Origin of the sequence: Tabrizicola thermarum (assembly GCF_003574395.1) — a bacterium.
GTDB classification, from domain to species: Bacteria; Pseudomonadota; Alphaproteobacteria; order Rhodobacterales; family Rhodobacteraceae; genus Tabrizicola; species Tabrizicola thermarum.
Map to the genome: position 1 here is coordinate 1 of NZ_QMJY01000010.1, position 21,779 is coordinate 21,779.

At 66.7% G+C, this 21,779-nt stretch carries 21 protein-coding genes and 1 pseudogene; 9 read left to right on the top strand and 13 right to left on the bottom strand.

Going from position 1 to position 21,779, the window contains the following annotated elements:
* Together D5084_RS04420 and D5084_RS18530 are read left to right on the top strand one after the other, a co-directional pair.
* Nucleotides 1-270 (top strand): annotated as a pseudogene (locus D5084_RS04420) (erythrose-4-phosphate dehydrogenase); the annotation flags it as partial.
* A gap of 175 nt (nt 271-445) precedes the next feature.
* Nucleotides 446-616, top strand: a complete 171-nt coding sequence (locus D5084_RS18530) for a DUF1127 domain-containing protein (protein WP_187644568.1) — start codon at nt 446-448, stop codon at nt 614-616.
* Nucleotides 617-621: 5 nt separating this feature from the next.
* On the opposite strand, the gene D5084_RS04425 is transcribed toward D5084_RS18530, so the two are convergent.
* The 4 genes from D5084_RS04425 to D5084_RS04440 form a co-directional block, all read right to left on the bottom strand.
* Entirely contained in the window at nt 622-1,644 is a 1,023-nt protein-coding gene (locus tag D5084_RS04425; protein WP_128514308.1) for a sensor histidine kinase, read from the bottom strand.
* An 8-nt stretch (nt 1,645-1,652) separates the two neighbouring features.
* Nucleotides 1,653-2,147, bottom strand: a complete 495-nt coding sequence (gene coaD / locus D5084_RS04430; RefSeq protein ID WP_128514309.1) for a pantetheine-phosphate adenylyltransferase — start codon at nt 2,145-2,147, stop codon at nt 1,653-1,655.
* Nucleotides 2,148-2,220: 73 nt separating this feature from the next.
* The gene (locus D5084_RS04435) at nt 2,221-2,655 is read right to left on the bottom strand and encodes a CBS domain-containing protein (RefSeq protein ID WP_128514310.1); all 435 of its coding nucleotides are present in this window, start codon (nt 2,653-2,655) and stop codon (nt 2,221-2,223) included.
* Between the two features lie 56 nt (nt 2,656-2,711).
* A complete protein-coding gene (locus D5084_RS04440; RefSeq protein WP_128514311.1) occupies nt 2,712-3,620 on the bottom strand; it encodes a LysR family transcriptional regulator in 909 nt (302 codons plus the stop codon).
* Between the two features lie 129 nt (nt 3,621-3,749).
* Between D5084_RS04440 and D5084_RS04445 the strand changes: the two genes are divergently transcribed.
* From D5084_RS04445 to D5084_RS04455, 3 genes are all read left to right on the top strand, one after another.
* Nucleotides 3,750-5,249, top strand: coding sequence for a CoA-acylating methylmalonate-semialdehyde dehydrogenase (locus D5084_RS04445; RefSeq protein ID WP_128514312.1), 1,500 nt, complete (start codon nt 3,750-3,752; stop codon nt 5,247-5,249).
* 82 nt (nt 5,250-5,331) lie between these two features.
* Nucleotides 5,332-5,970, top strand: a complete 639-nt coding sequence (locus D5084_RS04450) for a Crp/Fnr family transcriptional regulator (protein ID WP_128514313.1) — start codon at nt 5,332-5,334, stop codon at nt 5,968-5,970.
* Nucleotides 5,971-6,038: 68 nt separating this feature from the next.
* Entirely contained in the window at nt 6,039-6,248 is a 210-nt protein-coding gene (locus D5084_RS04455; RefSeq protein WP_128514314.1) for a YgaP family membrane protein, read from the top strand.
* Between the two features lie 25 nt (nt 6,249-6,273).
* On the opposite strand, the gene uvrA is transcribed toward D5084_RS04455, so the two are convergent.
* A complete protein-coding gene (gene uvrA / locus D5084_RS04460; protein ID WP_128514315.1) occupies nt 6,274-9,138 on the bottom strand; it encodes an excinuclease ABC subunit UvrA in 2,865 nt (954 codons plus the stop codon).
* Nucleotides 9,139-9,299: 161 nt separating this feature from the next.
* Here uvrA and D5084_RS04465 point away from each other — a divergent pair, with 161 nt between their 5' ends.
* On the top strand, nt 9,300-9,662 hold the full coding sequence (locus D5084_RS04465) for a rhodanese-like domain-containing protein (RefSeq protein WP_128514316.1): 363 nt from the start codon (nt 9,300-9,302) through the stop codon (nt 9,660-9,662).
* On the opposite strand, the gene D5084_RS04470 is transcribed toward D5084_RS04465, so the two are convergent.
* The gene (locus D5084_RS04470) at nt 9,650-10,810 is read right to left on the bottom strand and encodes an MFS transporter (RefSeq protein ID WP_128514317.1); all 1,161 of its coding nucleotides are present in this window, start codon (nt 10,808-10,810) and stop codon (nt 9,650-9,652) included. The two genes, D5084_RS04465 and D5084_RS04470, sit on opposite strands and share 13 nt — an antisense overlap.
* 217 nt (nt 10,811-11,027) lie before the next feature.
* Here D5084_RS04470 and D5084_RS04475 point away from each other — a divergent pair, with 217 nt between their 5' ends.
* On the top strand, nt 11,028-11,495 hold the full coding sequence (locus tag D5084_RS04475) for a DUF6647 family protein (RefSeq protein WP_128514318.1): 468 nt from the start codon (nt 11,028-11,030) through the stop codon (nt 11,493-11,495).
* Here the strand turns inward: D5084_RS04475 and D5084_RS04480 are convergent.
* The 7 genes from D5084_RS04480 to D5084_RS04510 all read right to left on the bottom strand — a co-directional run bounded on the left by D5084_RS04480 (nt 11,489) and on the right by D5084_RS04510 (nt 20,219).
* Nucleotides 11,489-12,055 carry a class I SAM-dependent methyltransferase gene (locus D5084_RS04480; RefSeq protein ID WP_128514319.1) on the bottom strand — a complete coding sequence of 189 codons (567 nt, stop codon included), beginning with the start codon at nt 12,053-12,055 and terminating at the stop codon, nt 11,489-11,491. The genes D5084_RS04475 and D5084_RS04480 overlap by 7 nt on opposite strands.
* A complete protein-coding gene (gene lpdA / locus D5084_RS04485; protein WP_128514320.1) occupies nt 12,055-13,452 on the bottom strand; it encodes a dihydrolipoyl dehydrogenase in 1,398 nt (465 codons plus the stop codon). Before lpdA ends, D5084_RS04480 begins: the two co-directional genes overlap by 1 nt.
* A 75-nt stretch (nt 13,453-13,527) precedes the next feature.
* Nucleotides 13,528-14,112, bottom strand: a complete 585-nt coding sequence (locus D5084_RS04490; RefSeq protein ID WP_128514321.1) for a DUF924 family protein — start codon at nt 14,110-14,112, stop codon at nt 13,528-13,530.
* A gap of 61 nt (nt 14,113-14,173) precedes the next feature.
* Nucleotides 14,174-15,400 (bottom strand): MFS transporter, encoded by a 1,227-nt coding sequence (locus D5084_RS04495; RefSeq protein WP_128514322.1) that lies wholly within the window; start codon nt 15,398-15,400, stop codon nt 14,174-14,176.
* A gap of 12 nt (nt 15,401-15,412) precedes the next feature.
* Entirely contained in the window at nt 15,413-15,763 is a 351-nt protein-coding gene (locus D5084_RS04500; protein WP_128514323.1) for a DUF3147 family protein, read from the bottom strand.
* On the bottom strand, nt 15,763-16,806 hold the full coding sequence (gene queA, locus D5084_RS04505) for a tRNA preQ1(34) S-adenosylmethionine ribosyltransferase-isomerase QueA (protein WP_128514324.1): 1,044 nt from the start codon (nt 16,804-16,806) through the stop codon (nt 15,763-15,765). Before queA ends, D5084_RS04500 begins: the two co-directional genes overlap by 1 nt.
* Nucleotides 16,803-20,219, bottom strand: a complete 3,417-nt coding sequence (locus D5084_RS04510; protein WP_238382524.1) for a hypothetical protein — start codon at nt 20,217-20,219, stop codon at nt 16,803-16,805. Before D5084_RS04510 ends, queA begins: the two co-directional genes overlap by 4 nt.
* A 155-nt stretch (nt 20,220-20,374) precedes the next feature.
* On the opposite strand from D5084_RS04510, the gene D5084_RS04515 reads away from it, so the two are divergent.
* Entirely contained in the window at nt 20,375-20,836 is a 462-nt protein-coding gene (locus tag D5084_RS04515; protein ID WP_128514325.1) for a peroxiredoxin, read from the top strand.
* 71 nt (nt 20,837-20,907) lie between these two features.
* On the top strand, nt 20,908-21,723 hold the full coding sequence (locus tag D5084_RS04520; protein WP_238382525.1) for a ferritin-like domain-containing protein: 816 nt from the start codon (nt 20,908-20,910) through the stop codon (nt 21,721-21,723).
* Nucleotides 21,724-21,779 lie beyond the last annotated feature (56 nt).

Genomic DNA, 21,779 nt, shown 5'->3' on the forward strand with positions numbered 1-21,779 from the left:
TTCATCGCCAAGCGCGCGACCAGCGTGGAAGAGGTGAACGCGGCGATCAAGGCGGCTGCCGATGGTCCGCTGAAGGGGATCTTGGGCTATACCAACGAGAAGCTGGTGAGCAGCGACTTCAACCACGACCCGCATTCCAGCGTCTTCCACATGGACCAGACCAAGGTCATGGACGGGACCTTCGTGTCGATCCTGTCCTGGTATGACAACGAATGGGGCTTCTCCAACCGCATGGCTGATACGGCCGTGGCGATGGGCAAGCTGATCTGAACCCATTGAAATCACGAAAGAAAGGCGCCTGCGGGCGCCTTTCTTCATGCGCCAAGACATGCGTCGGGCGCATAGCTGCACCGCAGCATTGGGCATTGTTGGCGCTAACAGAGAGCCTATGTTCCGGTCATGCGAAAAGGAAAAGCAGACCTTTCGCCGATGAAAGGAAAAGACCATGACCTCTGTCTATGAAATGCTGAAAACCGCTGCGGCGAATTACGCGCTCTACCGCCAGACCCGCAACGAGATCGCCAACCTGCCCGCCGACATTGCGCTGGACCTTGGGATCTACCCGGGCGACGCCGAACGGATCGCGCGCGAAGCGGTGTACGGCAAGGCCGCCTGAAGCGGCTAATAGCTGAATTCCAGGCGGGCTTCGGTCCCGCCTTCCGGGCGGCGCTCCATCACCAGGGTGCCGCCCAATTGTCTGGCGAATTGCCGCGCGATGGACAGGCCCAGGCTGCGGGCCGTCTCGATGTCGAAACCCTCGGGCAGGCCGCGGCCATTGTCGCGGATCTGCAAGAGCGCCCTGCCCTCTGCCCCCCTGGCGCCAAGCGACACCCCGATCTTCCCGGCGATTTCTCCGGGAAAGCCGTGTTCGAGCGTGTTTGCCAGCAGCTCTGTCGCGATCAGCCCCAGCGGCACCGAGACCTCGGGGCCGACCAGAAGCGGATCCGCCTCGACCGTCAGCGTGATGCGATCCGCGGCGCCGGTGCTTTCCAGGATGTCGCGGCCGGTATCGTGCAGGAACCGCGCCATGTCGACCGACTGGCCCGAAGGGTCATGCAGGTTGCGCATGATCCGTGAGACGACGTCGATCCGGCGCACGGAATCGTCCAGCGCCAGCTGCGCGGCCTCATCCGTCACCATCCGGCGTTGCAGCTTCATCAGGCCCGACACGGTGGCGAGATTGTTCGACACCCGGTGCTGGAGTTCATGGAACATCAGCCGCCGCTGCTCGGCCAGTCGCGCGTTTGCCTGCCGTTCGGCGCTCAAGGCGCGGCGGGCATGTTGGGCAAGGCTGGTGAGGCCGATTTCGGTCGCCACGACGAAGGCGAAGAAGAAAAGCGCGACCAGCGTGGCCCCGGTGACGTCAAAGCTGTGGAACGGCGCGATGAAGTAGTACCAGGCCGCGAGGCCGGATGCGACGGCGACAGCAATCCCCTGCGCCGTGCCCAGGAAATAGGCGCTGATGAGAACCGCGGGGAAGAAGGTCAGGTAGGGGAAGCCGGGCGGCAGAAGGCCATCCAGCTCGTGACGCAAGGCCAGGGCGACGCCCCAGGCCAGCACGGCCAGCCCCCAGCGCAGACCGGGTGAAAGATCGTTGGGCTCCCACCGGCCGATGGTTTCCACAAGTTTCGACAGTGCCGACATTCCCGTGCCTAGCGTTTCAGGTGCGACCGAAGCGCAGCCTGCACCGGCGGCGTGACGAATTTCGACACATCGCCGCCCAGCCGGGCGATCTCCTTGACCAGCTTCGAGGCAATCGCCTGGCGCCGGGCATCGGCCATCATGAACACGGTCTCGATCGAGGCATCCAGCGCCCGGTTCATGCCGACCATCTGGAATTCGTATTCGAAATCCGCCACCGCCCTGAGGCCGCGGACGATGATCCCCGCGCCGACATCGCGGGCGCAGTCGATGAGCAGGTTCTCGAACGGGTGGACGACGATCTCGCCCCCGGTCCTGGCCTGAATCGCGGCGCATTCCGCCTCGACCATGGCCACCCGTTCCTCAAGGCTGAACATCGGGCCCTTGTCGCGGTTGATCGCCACGCCGATCACCAGACGGTCGACCAGCGCCATCGCGCGCTGGATGATGTCGATATGACCCAGGGTGATCGGATCGAAGGTCCCCGGATAAAGCCCGATGCGCATGGATCCCCTCCGAAGCCAGACTGCTTGCGCACGCAACAATATTGCGCGCGTCGGCGCAAGCGGTTTCCCGACGTCAGAAGCCCTTGATCATGCCTTCCAGCGCATCCTTTTCCGCCGCCAGTTCCATCAGCCGCGCCTTGACCACGTCGCCGATCGAGATGAGGCCGACCATCTGGCCGTCCTCGATCACCGGCATGTGGCGAAAGCGGCCGTCGGTCATCCGGCCCAGCACGGCATCGGTGCCTTCGGACCGGGTGCAGGAGACGATATTTGCCGTCATCAGGCTTTCGACCTTGTCGTTCAGGCAGGCCGAGCCGCGCTTGCCCAGCTCGCGCACGATGTCGCGTTCCGAGACGATGCCCTTCGCGGTCTTGCCGTCGGCCGAGACGACCACCGCCCCGATCCGTCTGGAGGACAGCAGTTCGGCAACCTTCTGGACCGACGTGCCGGGCGCGACCGTAACCACGCCATGGTCGCCTTTGGACGCAAGGATTTGCTGTACGAGCATGGGACGGCCCCTCCCTCTGACCGGAGGTCAAGCGTCGGGCCGGAAAGGGGATTCTGTCAAGCGCGGCTTTCGTCGCCTGCCAGCGCGGCCTCCAGACGGCCCATTTCGGCCCTCGCCTCGCGGGTCAGCTGGTCGGCAAAGCGGTTCAGCCGGTCCAGCCGCGCGTCGCTTTCGTGCCGGATCAGCCAGAAGGACCGGGTGAGGCTGACGCGGTCGGTCAGCAGGCGGACGAGGTTCGGCGCGGCGGGCAGCGCGAAGTCATGGACAACGCCGACCCCCGCCCCGTGCCGCAGCCAGTTCAACTGCACCGAGACGGAGTTCGAGGTCAGCACCGCCGGGCCGACCCCGATCTCGGCCAGATAGTCCAGTTCCTTGTCGAAGATCATGTCGGGGATATAGCCGACGATCCGGTGCGCCTTCAGGTCCTGCGTCCCGCGGATCGGCGGTGCCTTGGCCAGATAGTCGCGGCTGGCCGCCAGATGCAGGCGGTAGTCGGTCAGCTTCTGCACGGTCAGCCGACCCGCCTCGGGGCGCGAAACGGCGATGGCCATGTCCGCCTCGCGCTTTGACAGGTTGAACACGCGGGGCAGCGCCACGATCTGCACCTCGAGCCCCGGATTCGCATCGCAGATCCGGGCAAGGATCTGCGGCAAGAGGTAGTTCGCGCAGCCGTCGGGTGCGCCAAGGCGGATCAGGCCGGTAAGGCCCCCGGGGCCGGACAGGCTTTCCTCGGCGCCAAGCGCCGCGCGTTCGGCCGCTTCCGCATGGGGGATCAGCCGGGCGCCTTCGTCGGTCAGCGCATAGCCCTGCGGAGACTTGGAGAACAGCCGGGCCCTTGTCGCCTCTTCCAGCCGGGCGATACGGCGGCCCACGGTGGCCGGGTCGATCTTCAGCCGCTTGCCCGCCGCCGAGAGGCTTTCGGTCCTCGCCACCGCCAGGAACACGCGCAGGTCGTCCCAGTCCATCCGAGCTCCTCGCAGGGTGGGAAATATTGCCCACCCTATCATGCATTCCTGCAAAACCTTTTTGGCAGATTGCCGCTTTGTCTGGCGTTTGTGCAAGAGTAAACAGGGTCCAACTCAAGGGAGGATTCCATGCAAGAGATCGGACACTGGATCAACGGCAAGATCGTGAAGGGCACCTCGGGCCGTTTCGCGGATGTCATGAACCCCGCCACGGGCGAAGTGCAGGCAAAGGTTGCGCTGGCCACGCTTGGGGAACTCGACCATGCGATCCAGGAGGCCGCCAAGGCCCAGGTCGGCTGGGCCGCGACCAACCCGCAGCGCCGGGCGCGGGTGATGATGGCCTTCGGGGCTCTCATCAACCAGAACATGGACAAGCTGGCCGAGATGGTGGCGCGCGAACACGGCAAGACCATCCCCGACGCCAGGGGCGACGTGCAGCGCGGGCTTGAGGTGATCGAGGTCTGCATGGGCGCGCCGGCGATGTTGAAGGGCGAGATGATGGATAGCGCCGGCCCCGGCATCGACCTTTACGCCATGCGCCAACCCCTTGGCGTCGTTGCCGGAATCACTCCGTTCAACTTCCCCGCGATGATCCCCCTGTGGAAGATCGGGCCTGCCCTGTCCTCGGGCAACGCGATGATCCTGAAGCCCTCGGAACGCGTGCCCTCGACCTCGCTGTTCCTGGCCGAGCTTCTGCAACAGGCAGGCCTGCCGGATGGCGTGTTGCAGGTGGTGAACGGCGACAAGGAGGTGGTGGACGGCATCCTCGACCATCCGGTGATCCAGGGCGTGGGCTTCGTGGGATCGACCCCGATCGCGCAGTACATCTATGGCCGGGCGGCCTCGAACGGCAAGCGCGCGCAGTGCTTCGGCGGGGCGAAGAACCACATGGTCATCATGCCGGATGCCGATCTGGACAAGGCCGCCGACGCTCTGGTCGGCGCGGGCTATGGCGCGGCGGGCGAGCGTTGCATGGCGATTTCGGTGGCAGTCCCGGTCGGCGAAAAGACGGCCGATGCGCTGATCGAACGGCTGATCCCGCGGATCGAGAAGTTGAAGGTCGGCCCCTATACCGCTGGAAACGATGTGGATTTCGGCCCCGTCATCACCAAGGCGTCGAAGGACCGTATCCTCGGCCTCATCAATTCCGGCGTCGAACAGGGCGCGAAACTGGTGGTCGATGGCCGCGGCTTCACGCTGCAGGGCTATGAAAACGGCTTCTTCGTCGGCCCGTCGCTCTTCGACCACGTCACCCCGGACATGGAGATCTACAAGCAGGAGATCTTCGGCCCGGTCCTGTCCACCGTGCGCGCCCGGTCCTATGACGAGGCGCTGAAGCTGGTGATGGACAACGAATACGGCAACGGCACCGCGATCTTCACCGCCGACGGCGACACGGCGCGCGATTTCGCAAGCCGGGTCAACGTGGGCATGGTCGGGATCAACTTCCCGATCCCGGTGCCGCTGTCCTATTTCAGCTTCGGCGGCTGGAAGAAATCGGCCTTCGGCGACCTGAACCAGTACGGGCCCGATGCGTTCCGGTTCTACACCAAGACCAAGACCGTCACCGCGCGCTGGTTCAGCGGCATCAAGGAAGGCGCGAGCCTGAACTTCAAGGCGCTGGACTGATCCGCGTCACCACACCGGGAAAGGGGGGCCTCGGGCCCCCCTTTTCGCTTGCGCCCCGGCCGGCCTTCGGCATGATCGCGGCATGTGGTTCGACGATCTCGGCCTTCTGCCCGAAAGCTGCCGCCTGCTGGCCGACCTGCCCGCACGGCAGCTTGCCAAGGGTCAGGTGCTGTTCCGCCCCGGCGATGCGGCGCAAGGCTTCGTCGTGGTGCTGGAGGGTCGGATCGAAGTGCGCCTGACCGCCGCTTCGGGCCGCGAGATCCTGCTTTACGCAGTCGAACCCGGCGAAAGCTGCGTGCAGACCACGCTGGGCCTGATGGGGGACGAACCCTATTCGGGCGAGGCGATCGCGGCCTCGGACATCCGGGTGGTGGTCATCCCGCGCGCGCTGTTCCGCCGCCTGATCGACGGCGACCCCGGCTTTCGCGGCTTTGTCCTGCGCGCCTTCGGGCAGCGGATGGCCGAACTGACCCAATTACTGGAACGGGTCGCCTTCGAGCGGATCGAGGTGCGTCTGGCCGGGGCCCTGCTCGACCTGGCCGAGGGGGACGCGGTTGCCGCCACCCAGGCCGAGCTGGCCGCCCGCATCGGCTCGGCGCGCGAAGTGGTGTCGCGGCGGCTGGAAGCCTTCGAGCGTCAGGGCTGGGTCACGGTCGAGCGTGGCCATGTCCGGTTGCGCGACCTGCCCGAATTGAAGCGCCTGGCCGATCAGGCTGTGTGACGAGGTCACAGACAATTCCTGCCCGACTCGCCAGAATGGGCACATTCGGTCAACCAAGGAGAACGGACATGTTCAAGACCAACGTCGGCGGTATCGACCGCGTGCTGCGGATCGTGGTGGGGCTTGCCCTTCTGGTGTGGTTCTTCGTCGATCAGGGCCAGGGCTTCTGGCACTTTGCCAAGCTGATCGGGATCGTGCCGCTTGCCACGGGGCTGTTCGGCACCTGCCCGCTGTATTCGATCCTCGGCATCTCGACCTGCCCGATGAAGAAGGCCTGAGCGGGTTAACCGGTGCGGCGGCGGATCACTCCGCCGCCATTTTCCGGGGCCGCAGCAGGTCTTTCAGGTAGCGGCCGGTGTGGCTCGCCTCGACCTTGACGATGTCCTCGGGCGTGCCGGTGGCCACGATCTCGCCGCCGCCGTCGCCGCCCTCGGGGCCGATGTCGATGACCCAGTCGGCGGTTTTCACCACATCGAGGTTGTGTTCGATCACCACCACCGTATTCCCCTGATCCACAAGGGAATGAAGCACTTCGAGGAGTTTCCTCACATCCTCGAAATGCAGGCCCGTGGTCGGTTCGTCCAGGATGTAAAGCGTCCGCCCCGTCGCCCGGCGGGACAGTTCCTTGGACAGCTTCACCCGCTGCGCCTCTCCGCCTGACAGCGTCGTCGCCTGCTGGCCGACCTTGATGTAGCCCAGGCCCACTTCGCACAGCGCCTCCATCTTCTCGCGGATCGCGGGGACGGCCTGGAAGAAGTCGCGCGCATCTTCACATGTCATGTCAAGAACATCGGCGATGCTCTTGTTCTTGAACCTGATTTCCAAGGTCTCGCGGTTATAGCGCCGGCCCTTGCAGGTCTCGCAGGTGACATAGACATCGGGCAGGAAGTTCATCTCGATCTTCAGCACACCATCGCCCTGACAGGCCTCGCAGCGCCCGCCCTTGACGTTGAAGCTGAACCGCCCCGGCCCGTAGCCCCGCGCCTTCGATTCCGGCAGACCGGCGAACCAGTCACGGATCGGTGTGAAGGCCCCGGTGTAAGTGGCTGGATTCGAACGCGGAGTCCGCCCGATGGGCCGCTGGTCGATGTCGATCACCTTGTCCAGATGCTCGAAGCCCTTGATCGTCTCGCAAGGCGCGGGCGTCTCATGCGCGCCGTTCAGGCGCATGGCCGCGGTCTTGAACAGGGTCTCGATGGTCAACGAGGATTTGCCCCCGCCCGACACGCCGGTCACGCAGATGAACTTGCCCAGCGGAAACTCTGCCGTCACGTTCTTGAGGTTGTTTCCCGTCGCGCCGACCACGGTCAGCACCTTGCCGTTCCCCTTGCGCCGGGTCTTCGGCACCGCGATCTCTCGCGCGCCGGAAAGATACTGTCCGGTCAGGCTCGCGGGATCGGCGGCCACCTGTTCGGGAGTGCCGTGGCTGACCACCCTCCCGCCGTGCACCCCGGCCCCCGGCCCCATGTCGAAGACATAGTCCGCCTCGCGGATCGCGTCCTCGTCATGTTCCACCACCAGCACCGTGTTCCCCGCATCGCGCAGGTTCTTCAGCGTCGTCAGAAGCCGATCATTGTCGCGCTGGTGCAGGCCGATGCTCGGCTCGTCCAGCACATAAAGGACGCCGGTGAGGCCGGAACCGATCTGCGAGGCCAGCCGGATCCGCTGCGATTCCCCGCCCGACAGCGTGCCCGCCGCACGGCTGAGCGTCAGGTAGTTCAACCCGACATTCACAAGGAATCCAAGACGTTCGCGGATTTCCTTAAGAATTGCCCTGGCGATTTCGTTCTGCTGTTTCGTCAGCGTTCCGGCGACACCTTCGATCCAGGCATGGGCCTCGGTGATCGACATTTGCACCACCTGCCCGATGTGCAGTCCGGCGATCTTCACCGCCAGCGCCTCGGGCTTCAGCCGGTAGCCGCCGCAGGCCCCGCAGGCGCGGTTGGACTGGTAGCGCTCCATCTCCTCGCGGCTCCAGGCCGAATCCGTCTCGCGGTAGCGGCGTTCCATGTTGGGGATGATCCCCTCATAGACACGCTTGACCTGATAGACCCGCCCGCCCTCGTCATAGCGGAACTCGATCTCCTCACCCTTGGAGCCATGCAGGAACAGGTCCTTCACTTTCTCGGGCAGGTCTTTCCACTTGGCCTTGAGGTTGAAGCCGTAGTGCTTGGCCAGCGCCTCCATCGTCTGCGTCAGGTAGGGCGATTTCGACTTGGCCCAGGGCGCGATGGCGCCTTGCAGCAGGGTCAGGTTCTGGTCGGGCACGACAAGGCGTTCGTCGAAGAACAGCTCCACGCCCAGACCGTCGCAGACCGGACAGGCACCGAAGGGGGCGTTGAAGCTGAACAGGCGCGGCTCGATCTCGGCGATGGTGAAGCCGCTGACGGGACAGGCGAATTTCTCGGAATAGGTGATGCGGGTGGGCTCCTCGCCTTCCTTCACGTCGGCCAGCTCGATCACCGCGATCCCGTCGGCCAGGTTCAGCGCGGTGCGGAAGCTGTCGGCCAGCCGCGTCTGGATCCCGTCGCGCACCACGATCCGGTCCACCACCACGTCGATGTTGTGGCGGAACTTCTTGTCCAGCGTGGGCGGCTCTTCCAGTTCGTAGAAGGCCCCGTTGACCTTCACCCGCTGGAAGCCCTGCTTGCGCAGCTCCAGGAACTCCTTCCTGTACTCGCCTTTCCGGTCGCGGACGATCGGGGCCAGCAGATAGGCGCGCGTGCCTTCGGGCAGGGCCATCACCGCATCCACCATGTCCTGCACCTGCATCGCGGTGATCGGCAGGCCGGTCGCGGGCGAATAGGGTGTGCCGACACGGGCGAAAAGCAGACGCAGGTAGTCGTAGATTTCCGTCACCGTGCCGACGGTCGAGCGGGGGTTCTTCGAGGTGGTCTTCTGTTCGATGCTGATCGCGGGGCTGAGGCCCGAAATGTGATCGACATCCGGCTTGCCCATCATGTCGAGGAACTGGCGCGCATAGGCCGACAGCGATTCCACATAGCGCCGCTGGCCTTCCGCATAGATCGTGTCGAAGGCGAGACTGGACTTGCCCGACCCCGACAACCCGGTAATCACCACCAGCTGATCGCGCGGGATCAAGACATCGACGCCCTTGAGGTTATGCTCGCGGGCGCCCCGCACTTCGATGAACTTCTGTTCCGCCATGACCGACCCCAAAGGTGCAGGCGCTAGACATAGGACGGTTTTGCCGAGTCTCCAATCGGAAAAAGTGAACGGACCATGAACACAAAAATCGTCGACGGGGGCTTTACTTTATCACCTTCAAATCTGTATATATATTTCTGAAAAACAAACCGAGGTGCCCCATGTTCTCTGCTTTCCGCAAAGCCCCCGCTCCGCCCCTGACCGTGGCCGAGGTCGCCGACCAGGTGGCCCAGGGCAAGATGCTGCTGCTGGACGTCCGTGAAGTGGCCGAGGCAAAGGCGTCCGGCGTGGCCAAGGGGGCGAAACTGATCCCTCTGTCGATTCTTGGCCTGAAATGCGACCCGAACCAGCCGAACTGTGAACTTCCGCAAGGCTTGCCGATCGCGGTCTACTGCGCATCGGGTGGGCGGTCGGGGATGGCCGCCGATGCTCTGGCCCGGCTGGGCTATGGCCCGATCACCAACCTTGGGGGCCTGCGCGACTGGGTGGCGGGCGGCGGTGCGGTCGTGCCCTACGCGGCCTGACGCGCGCGGCGGGCCTTTTGCAGGGCGTGCACCGCAATGCCGAAGGCACATAGAACGACGGCGGCGACCGTAAGTCCCGCCGGACCGGCGCTGGCCAGCAGGGCTGCCAGCACCGGCGTGCCGGTGGTGGTGCCCAGGTTCCCCAGCTGGGCCACCGCCCCGGCGGCGCGGGCGCGATCCTCGGCCGTGGCATTGAGCTCGGGGATCGCGGCGAAGCTCGCCCCCTGAACGATGCCGAGCGCAGCGGACAGCAGGAACCCTCCCGCCACCATCCCGGCCCCCTGCCCCCAGAACAGCCACAGGATCAGGAACCCCGGGACGGCCAGCGCATAGCCGATCTGGACGATGCGGACGGCTGACATCCGTTTCAGCAGCCTGACGCCCAGGGTCAGCGACACGGCGATGGAGACGAGCGGCATCCCGGCGGCGATGAGGGCGCGGTGGGTCTCGGGCGTCGCGGGCGGCAGCAGGGTCAGGACTGCGACATACAGGAAAGTATAGCAGCAGAACCCCATCGCCGGGGCAGAGAGGCGGGGGGAGAGGTAGATCTGCGCGTGCTGTCGCAGCAGGTTGCCCATCGGCAAGGCTGTCCCGCGCGGGTCGGGCGGCAGGGTCAGCGCGAGGATCGCGGCGAGGGCCGCCATATAGGCGGCGTGGCCGAGAAAGAGGCTTGTGGGGCCCAGGTGGGGGCCGATCAGGGCGAGGATCGTGTAGGTCACGCCGAAGAAGCTGGACCAGAGGGTCATGGCAAGGGGGCGGCGCGCCTCGGGGGCGAGGGCCGCGATCATCGTGGGGCCGACGACGACGATGGCGAGGTGGGAGGCGCCCTCGACGATGCGGGAGGCCAGCATCAGGGGGTAGGCGGGCAGCAGCGACTGAAGGGCGGACATGGCGGCCCCGGCAACCAGCGCGGCGACGATGGCGCGGCGGGGGCCGATGCGGGCGACGAGGAGGCCGGCGGTCGTGCCGAAGATCAGGCCGACCATGCCGACGATCGAGACGACGAGGCCGAGGGCGACCTCGCCGTTCCCGCCATAGGTCGCCCGTAGGGAGTCGTACAGGATCGAGATCTTGCCGAACTGGGCGGCCGCACCAAGGCCGGCGGCCCAGAGGAGGAGGACGAGCAGCATGGGGGGAAGCGGGCGCATGGGGAAGTGGTAGCGGGAAGGGCGGCGGGATGCCAGAGGGGCGCCGCGCGTGGCGCGTTTTGCGGGGCGTTTGTTTTCAAGGGCTTGGCTGCGGGCGTTCAGGATTTCTTAACCTCTCGCGTCTTCCGATTCGCGAAGGAGCAGAGGGCGATTTCTCTTTCAGTCACAGGTGCATGACGCTCTTGCAAATTTTCCGTGACAGTTCAGCATGGGTTTCATGAAAGCCCTGTGCGCCGCCCTGCCCCTTGCCGCCTTTGTCGGTGCCCTCCCGGCGCAGGCCGGGGACCTGTGTCCGCTGGTGGCCGACCTCAATGCGGCCCTGGTCAGGACCACCGATCATGCGCCCGTCGCCTGCCCCGAGATCGGCTTTGCGCTGCTGGATGACCAGCCGGGGCTGCGGTCGCAGGCGGGGGCCTATTTCCCCGACAGCGGCCGGATCGAGCTGGCCCCGGACCTCGACCTGACCACGGCCTATGGGCAGAGCTTCCTGCTGCACGAAATGGTCCATGCCGCACAGTTCGCCGAAGGTGCGGACCGGGTGGCGCGCTGTCCGGCGGCGCTGGAGGCCGAAGCCTATCGGGTGCAGGCCGACTTCCTTCAAGCTGCCGGACTGTCGCGCGATGCCCTGTTCACACGGATGCTGGGCGAGCAGTTGGGGCGTTGCGGCGCGGCGTCCGACTACTGAGAGCCATCCTTCTGCGCCATGGCCCAGGCGACCACCGGAAAGTCCGGGTCGTTGCTCAGATCGTCGTCCTCGCGCAATTCGGGCGGCCAGGGCAGCTCGAGGTTGCGCGCCGCGACATGGCGGTTGCCCCATTGGTGGCCTTGCACGCGGTCGGGGTCGAACCCGGCCTCGACCAGCAGGTTCCTCAGGCCCCGCGCGGTCCAGCGCGAGCAGTCCACCGGCGCGCCGTGGAAGGGCGCAAGGAACGGCACCGCGACCCAAAACCAGCCGCCCGGACGCAGCATCCGGTAGATGTTGCGGGTGGCGGCATAGGGGCGGTCCAGATGCTCCCACACCTGGTTGGCCAGGATGAGGTCGAAGCGGACGACCTTGCCGCGGTCATCCAGCATCGGGCCCTTGCAGGGGTCGAATTTCCAGCGGTTCAGCGCAAGGTAGCTGCGGAAGGGAAAGCCCTGCCCCCATTTTCCCGACAGTTCCAGCACATCCAGCCTGTCGGGGCCAAGACTGGTGATCCAGTCCCGGCTTTCGCGCTGCATGACGACCCGGTTGAGGGAGGCCATCAGATGTGGAGTGCCCGCCCATAGGCGTCGAGCACGGCTTCGTGCATCATCTCGGACAGGGTCGGATGCGGGAAGACGGTGTTCATCAGGTCTTCCTCGGTCGTCTCGAGCGTGCGGCCGACGACATAGCCCTGGATCAGTTCGGTCACTTCCGCGCCGACCATATGGGCGCCCAGAAGCTCTCCCGTCCGCGCGTCGAAAACGGTTTTCACCATGCCTTCCGGTTCGCCAAGCGCGATGGCCTTGCCGTTGCCGATGAAGGGGAAACGGCCGACCTTCACCTGATAGCCTGCGTCCTTGGCCTTCTGTTCGGTCAGGCCGACAGAGGCGACCTGCGGGTGGCAATAGGTGCAGCCCGCGATGGAGCTCGGCTTGATCGGATGCGGATGCCCGCCCGCGATCAGTTCGGCCACCATCACGCCTTCGTGGCTGGCCTTGTGCGCCAGCCAGGGGGCGCCTGCGATGTCGCCGATGGCATAAAGCCCCTCGACCCCGGTGCGGCAGTATTCGTCGGTCACGACATGGGTGCGGTCGATCTTCACGCCCAGAGCCTCCAGCCCGAGGTTTTCCACGTTGCCGACGATCCCCACGGCAGAGATGACGGTGTCGAAGTCCTGCGTGGTGATCTTCCCGTCCTGCTCGATATGGGCGGTGACGCCCTGCCCCGGCTTGCGGTCCAGCTTCTTCACCGCGGCCTTTTCCAGGATCTTCATGCCCTGCTTGACGAATTGCTTCTTCGCGAAGGCGCTGATCTCGGCGTCTTCGACCGGCAGAATGCGGTCCATCACTTCAACAACCGTCGTGTCTGCGCCGAGGGTGTTGAAGAAACTGGCGAATTCGATGCCGATGGCGCCCGAGCCGATGACGAGCAGTTTCCTGGGCATACGGCTGGCGACAAGGGCGTGCTTGTAGGACCAGACCAGATCGCCGTCGGCCTCCAGCCCCGGCAGTTCCCGCGCGCGGGCGCCGGTGGCGAGGATGATCGATTTCGCGGTGAGCTCTTCCGTGCCCTTGTCGGTTTTCACCGAAACGGTGCCCTTCTTCGGCAGGGTCGCCGTGCCCATGAACACCGTGACCTTGTTCTTCTTCATCAGATGGCCGATGCCGCCGGAAAGCTGTTTCGCCACCGCGCGGGACCGGGCGACGACAGCGGGCAGGTCATAGCCGATGCCGTCCGCTTTCAGGCCGAATTCCTTGGCGCGGTGCATCAGGTGGAAGACCTCGGCACTGCGCAGAAGCGCCTTCGTGGGAATGCAGCCCCAGTTCAGGCAGATGCCGCCCAGATGTTCGCGCTCGACGATGGCGACCTTGAGGCCCAGCTGGCTGGCCCGGATGGCGGCGACATAGCCCCCCGGTCCGGCACCGATCACGATCACGTCGAAGTTCTGGGCAGCCATTCTTCCCTCCCTGGAAAAAGTAGTTTGCCATTAAACTATCCGGAAACCCCAGGCAACGCCGGGGCTGCCTTGGCCCTATGCATCCGGCGCATGGCTTTTCAGCCGGTTCACCACTGCCGCATAACCGCCTTCGTCAAGCCAGGCCTGCTCTTCCGGGCTGCTGGTGCGCCCCAGCGCCGCGTTGCGGGTCGGGAAGCGGCCGAAGCGGGCGATCACCCAGTGATGCGCGCGGGCGTGCAGCGCCATGTCGGGGTCGGAGGCCAGACGCTCGGTCATCAGCTGCACCGACAGGGCCTGATCGGCGGGGTCCTCGGAATGTTCGAAGGGCATGTAGAAGAACTGGCGTTCGGGTTCCGGCGCGCCCATGTCCCAGCCGGCCTCGAGCGCCCTGCGGGCGGCGGCGCGGGCGCGGGCATCGGTGGCGAAGGCAAGCGCGGTGCCGCGGTGGATGTTGCGCGGGATCTGGTCGGTCAGGATCAGATAGGCCAGCGTGCCGACCGTGCCCTCGGCCCAATGATCCAGCCCGCCGTCCTGCGCGGCCTGCCAGAGATCGGCGAACCGGTCGCGGCAGAGCGTGTCGATCTCTTCCCCGCCCGCATACCAGCCTTTCGGGCCGATCTCGTGCAGCCAGAAGTCCAGAAGCTCGATCGGATCGGACATGGCGGCCTCCCTGCTGGGTCAAAGACTTGCAGGGATCGGCGGATATCGCAACCGCTGATCGTCAGTCCCTGGCGGCCTCGTCCAGCACTGCCTCGACGGCCAGGGGCGAGGCGGTCGGCGTGACCGAACGGTAGGCGCCGGTGACGGCGGGGGCGGCGCGGCGGGTCATGCGGAAGACGGCATAGCCGACAAGGGCGACATAGAGCAGGCCGATGAACAGGAAGAAGCCCGAGGGGCCGGTCGTCTCCATCATCCAGCCGGTCGCGGTGGGGCCGAAGATCGCGCCGAAGCCGTTCAGGAAGATCAGCCCCGCCGAAGCGCCGGCCATCTGGTCGCGGGGCAGGAAGTCGTTCGTGTAGGCGATGAGGAGCGCATAGACCGGGTTGGTGATGCCGCCCAGCACCATGGCGATGCCGACAAGGGCGGGGAAGGGCAGCGGCAGGAAGGCGGCCAGCGCCATGGCGGCGGCGGCCACGGCCGACAGGCCCATGATCAGCGTCCGCCGGTCCATCCGGTCCGAGACCCAGCCCACGGGGTATTGCAGCAGCAACCCGCCGACATAAAGCGCGCCGACGAAGATCGAGATCTGGCTGACCGACAGCCCCTCTTGCGCGCCCCAGACGGCGGCCATGCCGAACATGGCCGAAAAGATGCCCCCCGTCAGCAGCATCCCGACGCAGCCCAGGGGCGAGATCTGGAAGAGCCGCGCAAAGGAGACGCGGCGCGAACCGTCGAAGGCGGGCGCAGGGGTGGGGGCAAGCAGGATCGGCATGAAGGCCAGCGAGACCAGCACCGAGGGCAGGATGAACAGCGCAAAGCCCGAAGGGTCGGGAAGGTTCAGCAGGACCTGGGAGGCGATGATGCCGATCATCTGCACGATCATGTAGGCCGACAGCGCCTGGCCCCGCGTCTCGTTCGAGGCGGTGTTGTTGATCCAGCTTTCGGCGGTGATGTAGATGCCCGAAAAGCAGAACCCCGCCAGCACGCGCAGGCCTGTCCAGACCATCCAGTCGGGATAGACCGGATAGATCACCAGCACCGCCGAGATCAGCGAGCCGAGCGCGGCAAAGACCCGCACATGCCCGACCCGCCGGATCATCCGGGGCGCGGCCCAGGAGCCGAACAGGAAGCCCAGGAAATAGGCTGCCATCACATAGGACAGCTGATAGGTCGAGAAGCCCTCGATATTGCCGCGGATGCCCAGAAGCGTGCCCTGGACGCCGTTGCCGACCATCAGGAGCATCACCCCCATCAGAAGCGGCCAGGAATGGGTAAGGACCTTCAGCATCGCCGCCTGTCGTCAGATCGGAAGATTGAAGCGCGGCGCGAGCCACACCAGAAGCATGTAGAGGCCGAAGGTCACGGCGCAGCCGACCGCCAGCGACAGCCAGAAGCCCAGACCCGACCGGATCATCCAGGGCATGATAAGAAACATCGGCAGCGAGGGCAGGACATACCAGAACGTCGCCTCGGCATGGGTGGCGATCCGCGCGCTGTCGCCGGTGTCGCGCCACAGCCAGATCATGCCCAGGATCGAGATCAGCGGCAGCGAGGCGACAAGGGCAGCCACGCCGGGACTGCGGCGGGCGATTTCGGAAATGGCGGCGATCAGAAGCCCCGAAAGCGCGGCCTTGAGGACGAAGTAGCTCATCATGCGTCACCCGGAATCAGCAGCGAACTGTCGCCGTAAGAGAAGAACCTATAGCCTTCCCGGATGGCGTGGGCATAAATGTCGCGGATGCGCGCTTCGCCCATCAGGGCCGAGACGAGCATCACCAGCGTCGATTTCGGCAGGTGGAAGTTGGTCATCAGCGCGTCGGTCACGCGAAAGCGGTAGCCGGGGTAGATGAAGATGTCGGTCTCGGCCTCGAAGGGGTGCAGGACGCCCGCCTCGTCTGCCGCGCTTTCGATCAGCCGCAGCGCGGTGGTGCCCACGGGGATGACCCGGCCCCCTGCCCGTCTGGTCGCGTTGATCTCTGCCGCCGCCGCCGCCGAGACGCGGCCCCATTCGGCGTGCATCCGGTGCGTGGTCACGTCCTGAACCTTGACCGGCAGGAAGGTGCCCGCGCCGACATGCAGGGTGACTTCGGTGAAGTCCACGCCCTTGGCGGCCAGCCGCTGCAAGAGGTCTTCGTCGAAATGCAGCGAGGCGGTGGGGGCGGCCACCGCGCCGGTGTGGCGGGCAAAGACGGTCTGGTAATCGGTGCGGTCCTGATCGTCCGCCGCGCGCTTCGCCGCGATGTAGGGCGGAAGCGGCATCACCCCCGCTTCGGCCAGGGCGGCGTCGAAATCCTCTCCCGTCAGGTCGAAGGCCAGGGTCAGGTCGGTGTCGGACTTGTCTGCCACCGTCGCGGAGAGGCGGTCGGAAAAGCGGATCACCTCGCCCGGCTTCACCTTGCGCAGGGGCTTGGCCAGCGCGCGCCAGCCGGTCGGGCGGGGTTCCAACAGGGTGATCTCGACCTTGGCCACCGCGTCCCCCCGCTGGCGGGTGCCGAAGAGGCGCGCGGGCAGGACCCTGGTGTTGTTCAGCACCAGCCGGTCGCCGGGGCGGAGGATGTCCACCAGGTCCGACACCCGCCGGTCGCTGATCCGGTCGCCCTCGGCCAGCAGCAGCCGCGCCGAGGTGCGGGGCCGGGCGGGCCGGGTCGCGATCAGGCTCTCCGGCAGGTCGAAATCGAAATCGGAGAGTTTCATTGCCCCTCGGCGTCCTTCAGGTTCGCCGGGCGCTGGCGGAACAGCTCGCGGAACATGCCGGGGGTCAGGACCGACAAGGGGTTGACCGACACGTCCGGCGCGCTGGCGGTTCCGGTCAGCCGGTAGTTGAAGCCGAAAAGCCCCTCGCCGCGCCGTGTCAGGATCTGTCCCACCCCGTTGACCAGATAGATCGGCGAGATCACGCCCTGAAGGTCGATCGCGCCGCTGCCGGTCAGATAGAGGCCCGCGAAGGAAATGCCAAGCGAGGCGCCGACGGCCGAGCCTTGCGTGATCTCGACCGCGCGGGGGGTCAGGACGAAGGCCACTTCGCCGTTGTTGAAGGCCAGCCCCTCGCCGTTCATCTGCTCCAGCAGCCCCACGACCGAGACGGCCGACAGAAGCTCGGCCAGCGCGGGGGCGCCCTGCACGCGCATCCGGCTGAAGCTGGCCTTGCCGCTGTATTCGCCCTTGGGTCCGCGCGGGACCAGCGTCATGTCCAGCGTCCCGCCGCGCCCCTTGTCGAAGATGCCCGCCGCCGCCATCACCGCGCCCGCGTTTTCAGAGGTGATGCGGACGGCGGTGCCGTTCTTCGCCGGGGCGACAACGCCCGCGATCCGGGCGCTGCCGTTGACCCCGGCGGTGAAGGTGCCGTTGAAGCCCCCCCTGGAGCCGAAATCACCGCGGAAATCGGTCAGGCGGATGCCTTCCGAGAGGCGAAGCGCGTCGAGGCGGACCCTGATCGGACCGCCCCCGCCCGCGGCTTTGCCCATGTCCGGCATCCGCCGCATGTCCAGCGTGCCGCCGGTCAGCGCGACATCGACGGCGGCGCCCTTGCCGCGTCCGGTCAGGGTGACGGCGGCGTCCAGCCAGTCCCCCGCCTTGACCTGGGAGAACACCGCCTTGTCGAGCCCGCCGCTTTCCCGCGTGGTCACGGTCCCGCGCGCCGTGAGGCCAGGGGCAGAGAGCGAGAGCCGCTCCACCACCGGCTGGCGCGAGAGCGTGGCTTCAAGGTCCAGCGCGGCGCGTGTCCCGGCCGGTTTCGACCAGCCAAGCGCGTCAAGCCGCAGCGCAAGCCCGGTGAGGGTCGAGGTCAGCGTCAGTTGCGGCGGCTGGTCCTTGACGAGGGCCACGTCGATGGCAGCGGGCCCCTCGCCCTTGACGGACCCCGCGGGCAGCTCCACCCCGAAATCGCGCAGCACCGCGTCGGACAGCATGACCGTGCCGTTGACCCGCGCGCGGCCCTTCTGTTCGGGACCGAAGCCCTGAAGGTAGGTCAGGTCGATGGGCATCCGGTCAAGCCTGCCCTTCCCGCTCAGCTGCAACCCGTCGGTGTTCACCGCCACGGCAACCTCGGGCGCGGTCAGGATGCGGCCGGGCACCAGAGCGGGCGAGGTGAAGTTGCGGATCGTGCCCGCGACGGTGAAATTCACCTCTTCGAAGGGGATCTTCGGCTTCATCGGCATCAGGATCGTCGCCGTGAGGTCCGCCCGCCCGTCGCCCAGGTTGTAGGGCTGCCCGGCCTTGGAGAAGAAGCTGAACGGTTCCTGGTCCAGAAGCGACAGCGTGGCGGTCAGGCTGGCCGAGGTGACAAGATCGACCTTGGCCGTCGCCGGGCGCTGGGTGATGTCGAGGATCTGGAAGACGGTCCCGTCCGCCTCGATCCGGCCGCCCTCGGGGGCGATGACATGGCCCCGGTCCAGCGCGACGATGTAGGTCTTGTTGTCCAGCGTGGCGTGGCCGCGGCCGTCCAGGATCGGCGGCAGGGTGCGGACGAAACGGACCTCGGTGTCGAGGAATTCGTAGGACAGGTTGAACAGCGGCTGCCCGCCCGGTTCCAGCCGCAGCGCCGCCTGCACGTCGGTCAGCTGACCCTGGCCCACATTGTCGGCGAACCAGTCGCGGGTCTTCGGCACGACCGAAACCGGCCAGAGCTTCAACAGCCGGTCGGCCGCGATCCGGTTCAGCGTCAGATCCAGCGCCCCGCCCCAGCCCGCCTCCTCGGCCGCGACCTGGCCCGACAAGAGCAGCCTTTCGTCGCCTTCGACCAGCGACAGCTGGCCGATGTCCACCCGGAAGGGCGCCAGCTTCAGGCGCAGGTCCAGCGCGCCCTGGCCAAAGCGCACGGGTGCCTCGAACAGGCCCTCGGGGTCCAGCGTCACCTGTTCGAAGGCGATCTGCGTCTGGATGCTGGCAGGCAGCGCGCCCGGCGCGAGGGGCTGGCCCGTCGGCCCTAGAAGGTCGCCATGCCCGTGCGCGGTCAGCCGCAGCGAGGCGCTTTCGACGGACAGGTTGGTCAGCTCGATCCGCGCCGCCACCGGGTCATAGCCAAGCGACAGCGCAGCCCGGTCGAAGGCGATGGGACGGGCGCCGCGCCCGGGGGCAAGGCTGCCCGAGGAAAGGCCAAGCGACCCCGTCAGGCTGGAAAAGCTGCCGGTCTCGTCCAGCCGGGCCTCGAGATTGCCCGAGATCGGGGCGTTGACAAAGCCAAGGAAGGCCAGCGGCGGGGCCATCGCGGCAAGGTCGGTCGCGGCGATGTTGTCGACCCTTGCGCTGAGGCGCGCGGTTTCGGCGGTCTTGTCGGACACCACCGTCAGCAAGGCCTGCGCCGGGTCCGTCCCGTCCAGAAGCGTCAGCCCCAGTTGCGCCGAGATCGCCTCGGCGCCGTTCTCGATCACCAGCCGGCCGTCGCCGACCTCCCAGCTGCGCCCGGCGCGGTCATCTGTCAGCCGCAGGGTCAGGCCCTCGGCCTCGATCGTTTCCAGGGCGGCGAACGAGGGGCTGGCAAACAGCCGCTCGACCGCGGCGAGCGCGCCCGAGACATCCGTCGGGCCGGTCCCGGTGTCGCGGTCGTCCAGTTGCAGGTCGATCAGCCCGTTGGCATCGCGCCGCACGGCGATCCGCGCCCCGGTCAGGCGAATCCGGCTGGGCCGCACCTTGCCGGACAGAAGCGCCCGGGGGTCGAAGGAAAGCGCCGCCTCGGGCAGGGTCAGCAGCGACCGGCCACTGCCGCCCAGAAGGCGGATGTCCTCAAGCCGGAAGCGCGGGACGAAATCGCCGTCGACCGCCAGCTCGACGCCCCCCAGCGACAGGGCCGAGCCCCGGGGCAGGCGCGCCCCGGCAAGCGCCCCGTTCAGGCGCGCCTCGATCTCGGCCACGCCCCAGGTCGGAATGCGCAGGCTCTTGCCGGTATAGGCCATGGTCAGATAGCCGAAGGCCGCCGCCAGAAGGATCAGGGTGACGATCACCGTCAGGCTCAGCCGCCCCCGCCGCGCGGGCCGCCGCAGGCCGGGCGCCGGATCGGGACGGGCGGCCACGCGGTCGGACCGGGTCAGCCGCAACGGCGGCAGCCGCATGCGCGAGGGCACGGCAACCGGGTCAGCCCCGCCTTCCACGCCCGCCGACTGGTCCCGCATCTTCTGACTTCAGCCCCGCTGCCCGGCCTGCCCTGCGGCATGTTCTTCGCCCATCGCGGACCCGGGGCCCGCGACGCGTCTTTATCTTTGCGGATCGTCCGCTAGATGGAAAGACACAATCCCTGACAGGCCCGCGACCGGGCAAGGAGCCGCGCATGATTTCCCAAGGACAGATCGCCCCCGATTTCACCCTGCCCCGCAACGGCGGCGGCACCGTGACGCTCTCGGCCTTCCGGCCCGGAAAGGTGGTGCTGTACTTCTACCCCAAGGACGACACGCCGGGCTGCACGCTGGAGGCGCAGGATTTCACCGCGCGCCTCGACGCCTTCACCGCCGCGAACACCACGGTCATCGGTATCTCGAAGGACAGCGTGAAGGCGCATGACAAGTTCTGCACCAAGCACGGGCTGGGCGTCATTCTTGCTTCGGACGAGACGGGCCATACCTGTGAGGATTACGGCGTCTGGCTGGAGAAAAGCATGTATGGCAAGACCTACATGGGCATCGAGCGGACGACCGTGCTGATCGACGGCGAGGGCAAGGTGGCGCGGGTCTGGCCCAAGGTCAGCGTCAAGGGCCATGCCGACGAGGTGCTGGCGGCGGCACAGGCGCTGTGACATAAGTCCGGGCGCAAATTCCTTCGAAGGAATTTGCAAATCTTTTCGAAAAGATTTGCGGGAGCCTCCTGATGCCCCTGTCCCTTGCCGAAATGGCCGTCGAGGTGCTGACCACCGCCGACGGCCGCGCCAAGAGCGCGCTGGGTCGCGCCCATGCCGCACGCTGGTTTGCGGCGCGCGAGGCGGGTCAGCCCCTGCCCATCGGCCGGGCCGAGCCTCCCCCGCGCCCGGCCCGCCCCGCAAGGCCCGAGCTTCTGGCGCCGAGGGACGTCCCCCGCCGCCGCCCCGGCACGCCCGAGGGACGCATCGCTCTTCTCCATGCCGTGGCGCATATCGAACTGAACGCGGTGGACCTGCACTGGGACATCATCGCCCGCTTCGCCGACCAGCCGATGCCCCTGGGCTTCTACGACGACTGGGTGAAGGCGGCGGACGAGGAAGCCAAGCATTTCAACCTGATCTGCGATTGCCTGGAGGCGATGGGCAGCCATTACGGCGCCCTGCCGGCCCATGCGGGCATGTGGCGCGCGGCCGAGGATACGGCAGGCGATCTTCTGGGGCGGCTGGCCGTGGTGCCGATGGTGCTGGAGGCGCGCGGGCTCGACGTCACCCCCGGCATGATCGAGGTCTTTGCCAGGCATGGCGAGACGCAGGCGCTGGCCGCGCTGGAGGTGATCCATGCCGAGGAAGTGGCCCATGTGGCCTATGGGTCGAAGTGGTTCAACTGGCTGTGCGGGCGCGACGGGCTGGACCCCAAGGATGTGTTCCACGCCCTGGTGCGGCGCTATTTCCACAGCCCCTTGAAGCCCCCCTTCAACGAGGCCAGACGCGCCGATGCGGGCCTGCCGCCCGACTTCTATTGGCCGCTTGCCGAAAGCGCGGAGTGATCGGCGGTTTCTTGCCGATGAAATGCCTGTCCCGCGCGGAAAAACCCTGGATATGG

Excerpts from the sequence above, each read along its gene's own strand:
- D5084_RS04520 (WP_238382525.1), top strand. The coding sequence starts at position 20,908 with ATGCCCCTGTCCCTTGCCGAAATGGCCGTCGAGGTGCTGACCACCGCC.
- coaD (WP_128514309.1), bottom strand. The coding sequence starts at position 2,147 with ATGCGCATCGGGCTTTATCCGGGGACCTTCGATCCGATCACCCTGGGT.
- D5084_RS04475 (WP_128514318.1), top strand. The coding sequence starts at position 11,028 with ATGAAAGCCCTGTGCGCCGCCCTGCCCCTTGCCGCCTTTGTCGGTGCC.
- D5084_RS04495 (WP_128514322.1), bottom strand. The coding sequence starts at position 15,400 with ATGCTGAAGGTCCTTACCCATTCCTGGCCGCTTCTGATGGGGGTGATG.
- D5084_RS04500 (WP_128514323.1), bottom strand. The coding sequence starts at position 15,763 with ATGAGCTACTTCGTCCTCAAGGCCGCGCTTTCGGGGCTTCTGATCGCC.
- lpdA (WP_128514320.1), bottom strand. The coding sequence starts at position 13,452 with ATGGCTGCCCAGAACTTCGACGTGATCGTGATCGGTGCCGGACCGGGG.
- D5084_RS04425 (WP_128514308.1), bottom strand. The coding sequence starts at position 1,644 with ATGTCGGCACTGTCGAAACTTGTGGAAACCATCGGCCGGTGGGAGCCC.
- D5084_RS04445 (WP_128514312.1), top strand. The coding sequence starts at position 3,750 with ATGCAAGAGATCGGACACTGGATCAACGGCAAGATCGTGAAGGGCACC.
- D5084_RS04440 (WP_128514311.1), bottom strand. The coding sequence starts at position 3,620 with ATGGACTGGGACGACCTGCGCGTGTTCCTGGCGGTGGCGAGGACCGAA.
- D5084_RS04490 (WP_128514321.1), bottom strand. The coding sequence starts at position 14,112 with ATGTCCGATCCGATCGAGCTTCTGGACTTCTGGCTGCACGAGATCGGC.
- D5084_RS04510 (WP_238382524.1), bottom strand. The coding sequence starts at position 20,219 with ATGCGGGACCAGTCGGCGGGCGTGGAAGGCGGGGCTGACCCGGTTGCC.
- D5084_RS04465 (WP_128514316.1), top strand. The coding sequence starts at position 9,300 with ATGTTCTCTGCTTTCCGCAAAGCCCCCGCTCCGCCCCTGACCGTGGCC.
- D5084_RS18530 (WP_187644568.1), top strand. The coding sequence starts at position 446 with ATGACCTCTGTCTATGAAATGCTGAAAACCGCTGCGGCGAATTACGCG.
- D5084_RS04515 (WP_128514325.1), top strand. The coding sequence starts at position 20,375 with ATGATTTCCCAAGGACAGATCGCCCCCGATTTCACCCTGCCCCGCAAC.
- D5084_RS04455 (WP_128514314.1), top strand. The coding sequence starts at position 6,039 with ATGTTCAAGACCAACGTCGGCGGTATCGACCGCGTGCTGCGGATCGTG.
- D5084_RS04470 (WP_128514317.1), bottom strand. The coding sequence starts at position 10,810 with ATGCGCCCGCTTCCCCCCATGCTGCTCGTCCTCCTCCTCTGGGCCGCC.
- queA (WP_128514324.1), bottom strand. The coding sequence starts at position 16,806 with ATGAAACTCTCCGATTTCGATTTCGACCTGCCGGAGAGCCTGATCGCG.
- uvrA (WP_128514315.1), bottom strand. The coding sequence starts at position 9,138 with ATGGCGGAACAGAAGTTCATCGAAGTGCGGGGCGCCCGCGAGCATAAC.
- D5084_RS04480 (WP_128514319.1), bottom strand. The coding sequence starts at position 12,055 with ATGGCCTCCCTCAACCGGGTCGTCATGCAGCGCGAAAGCCGGGACTGG.
- D5084_RS04450 (WP_128514313.1), top strand. The coding sequence starts at position 5,332 with ATGTGGTTCGACGATCTCGGCCTTCTGCCCGAAAGCTGCCGCCTGCTG.
- D5084_RS04435 (WP_128514310.1), bottom strand. The coding sequence starts at position 2,655 with ATGCTCGTACAGCAAATCCTTGCGTCCAAAGGCGACCATGGCGTGGTT.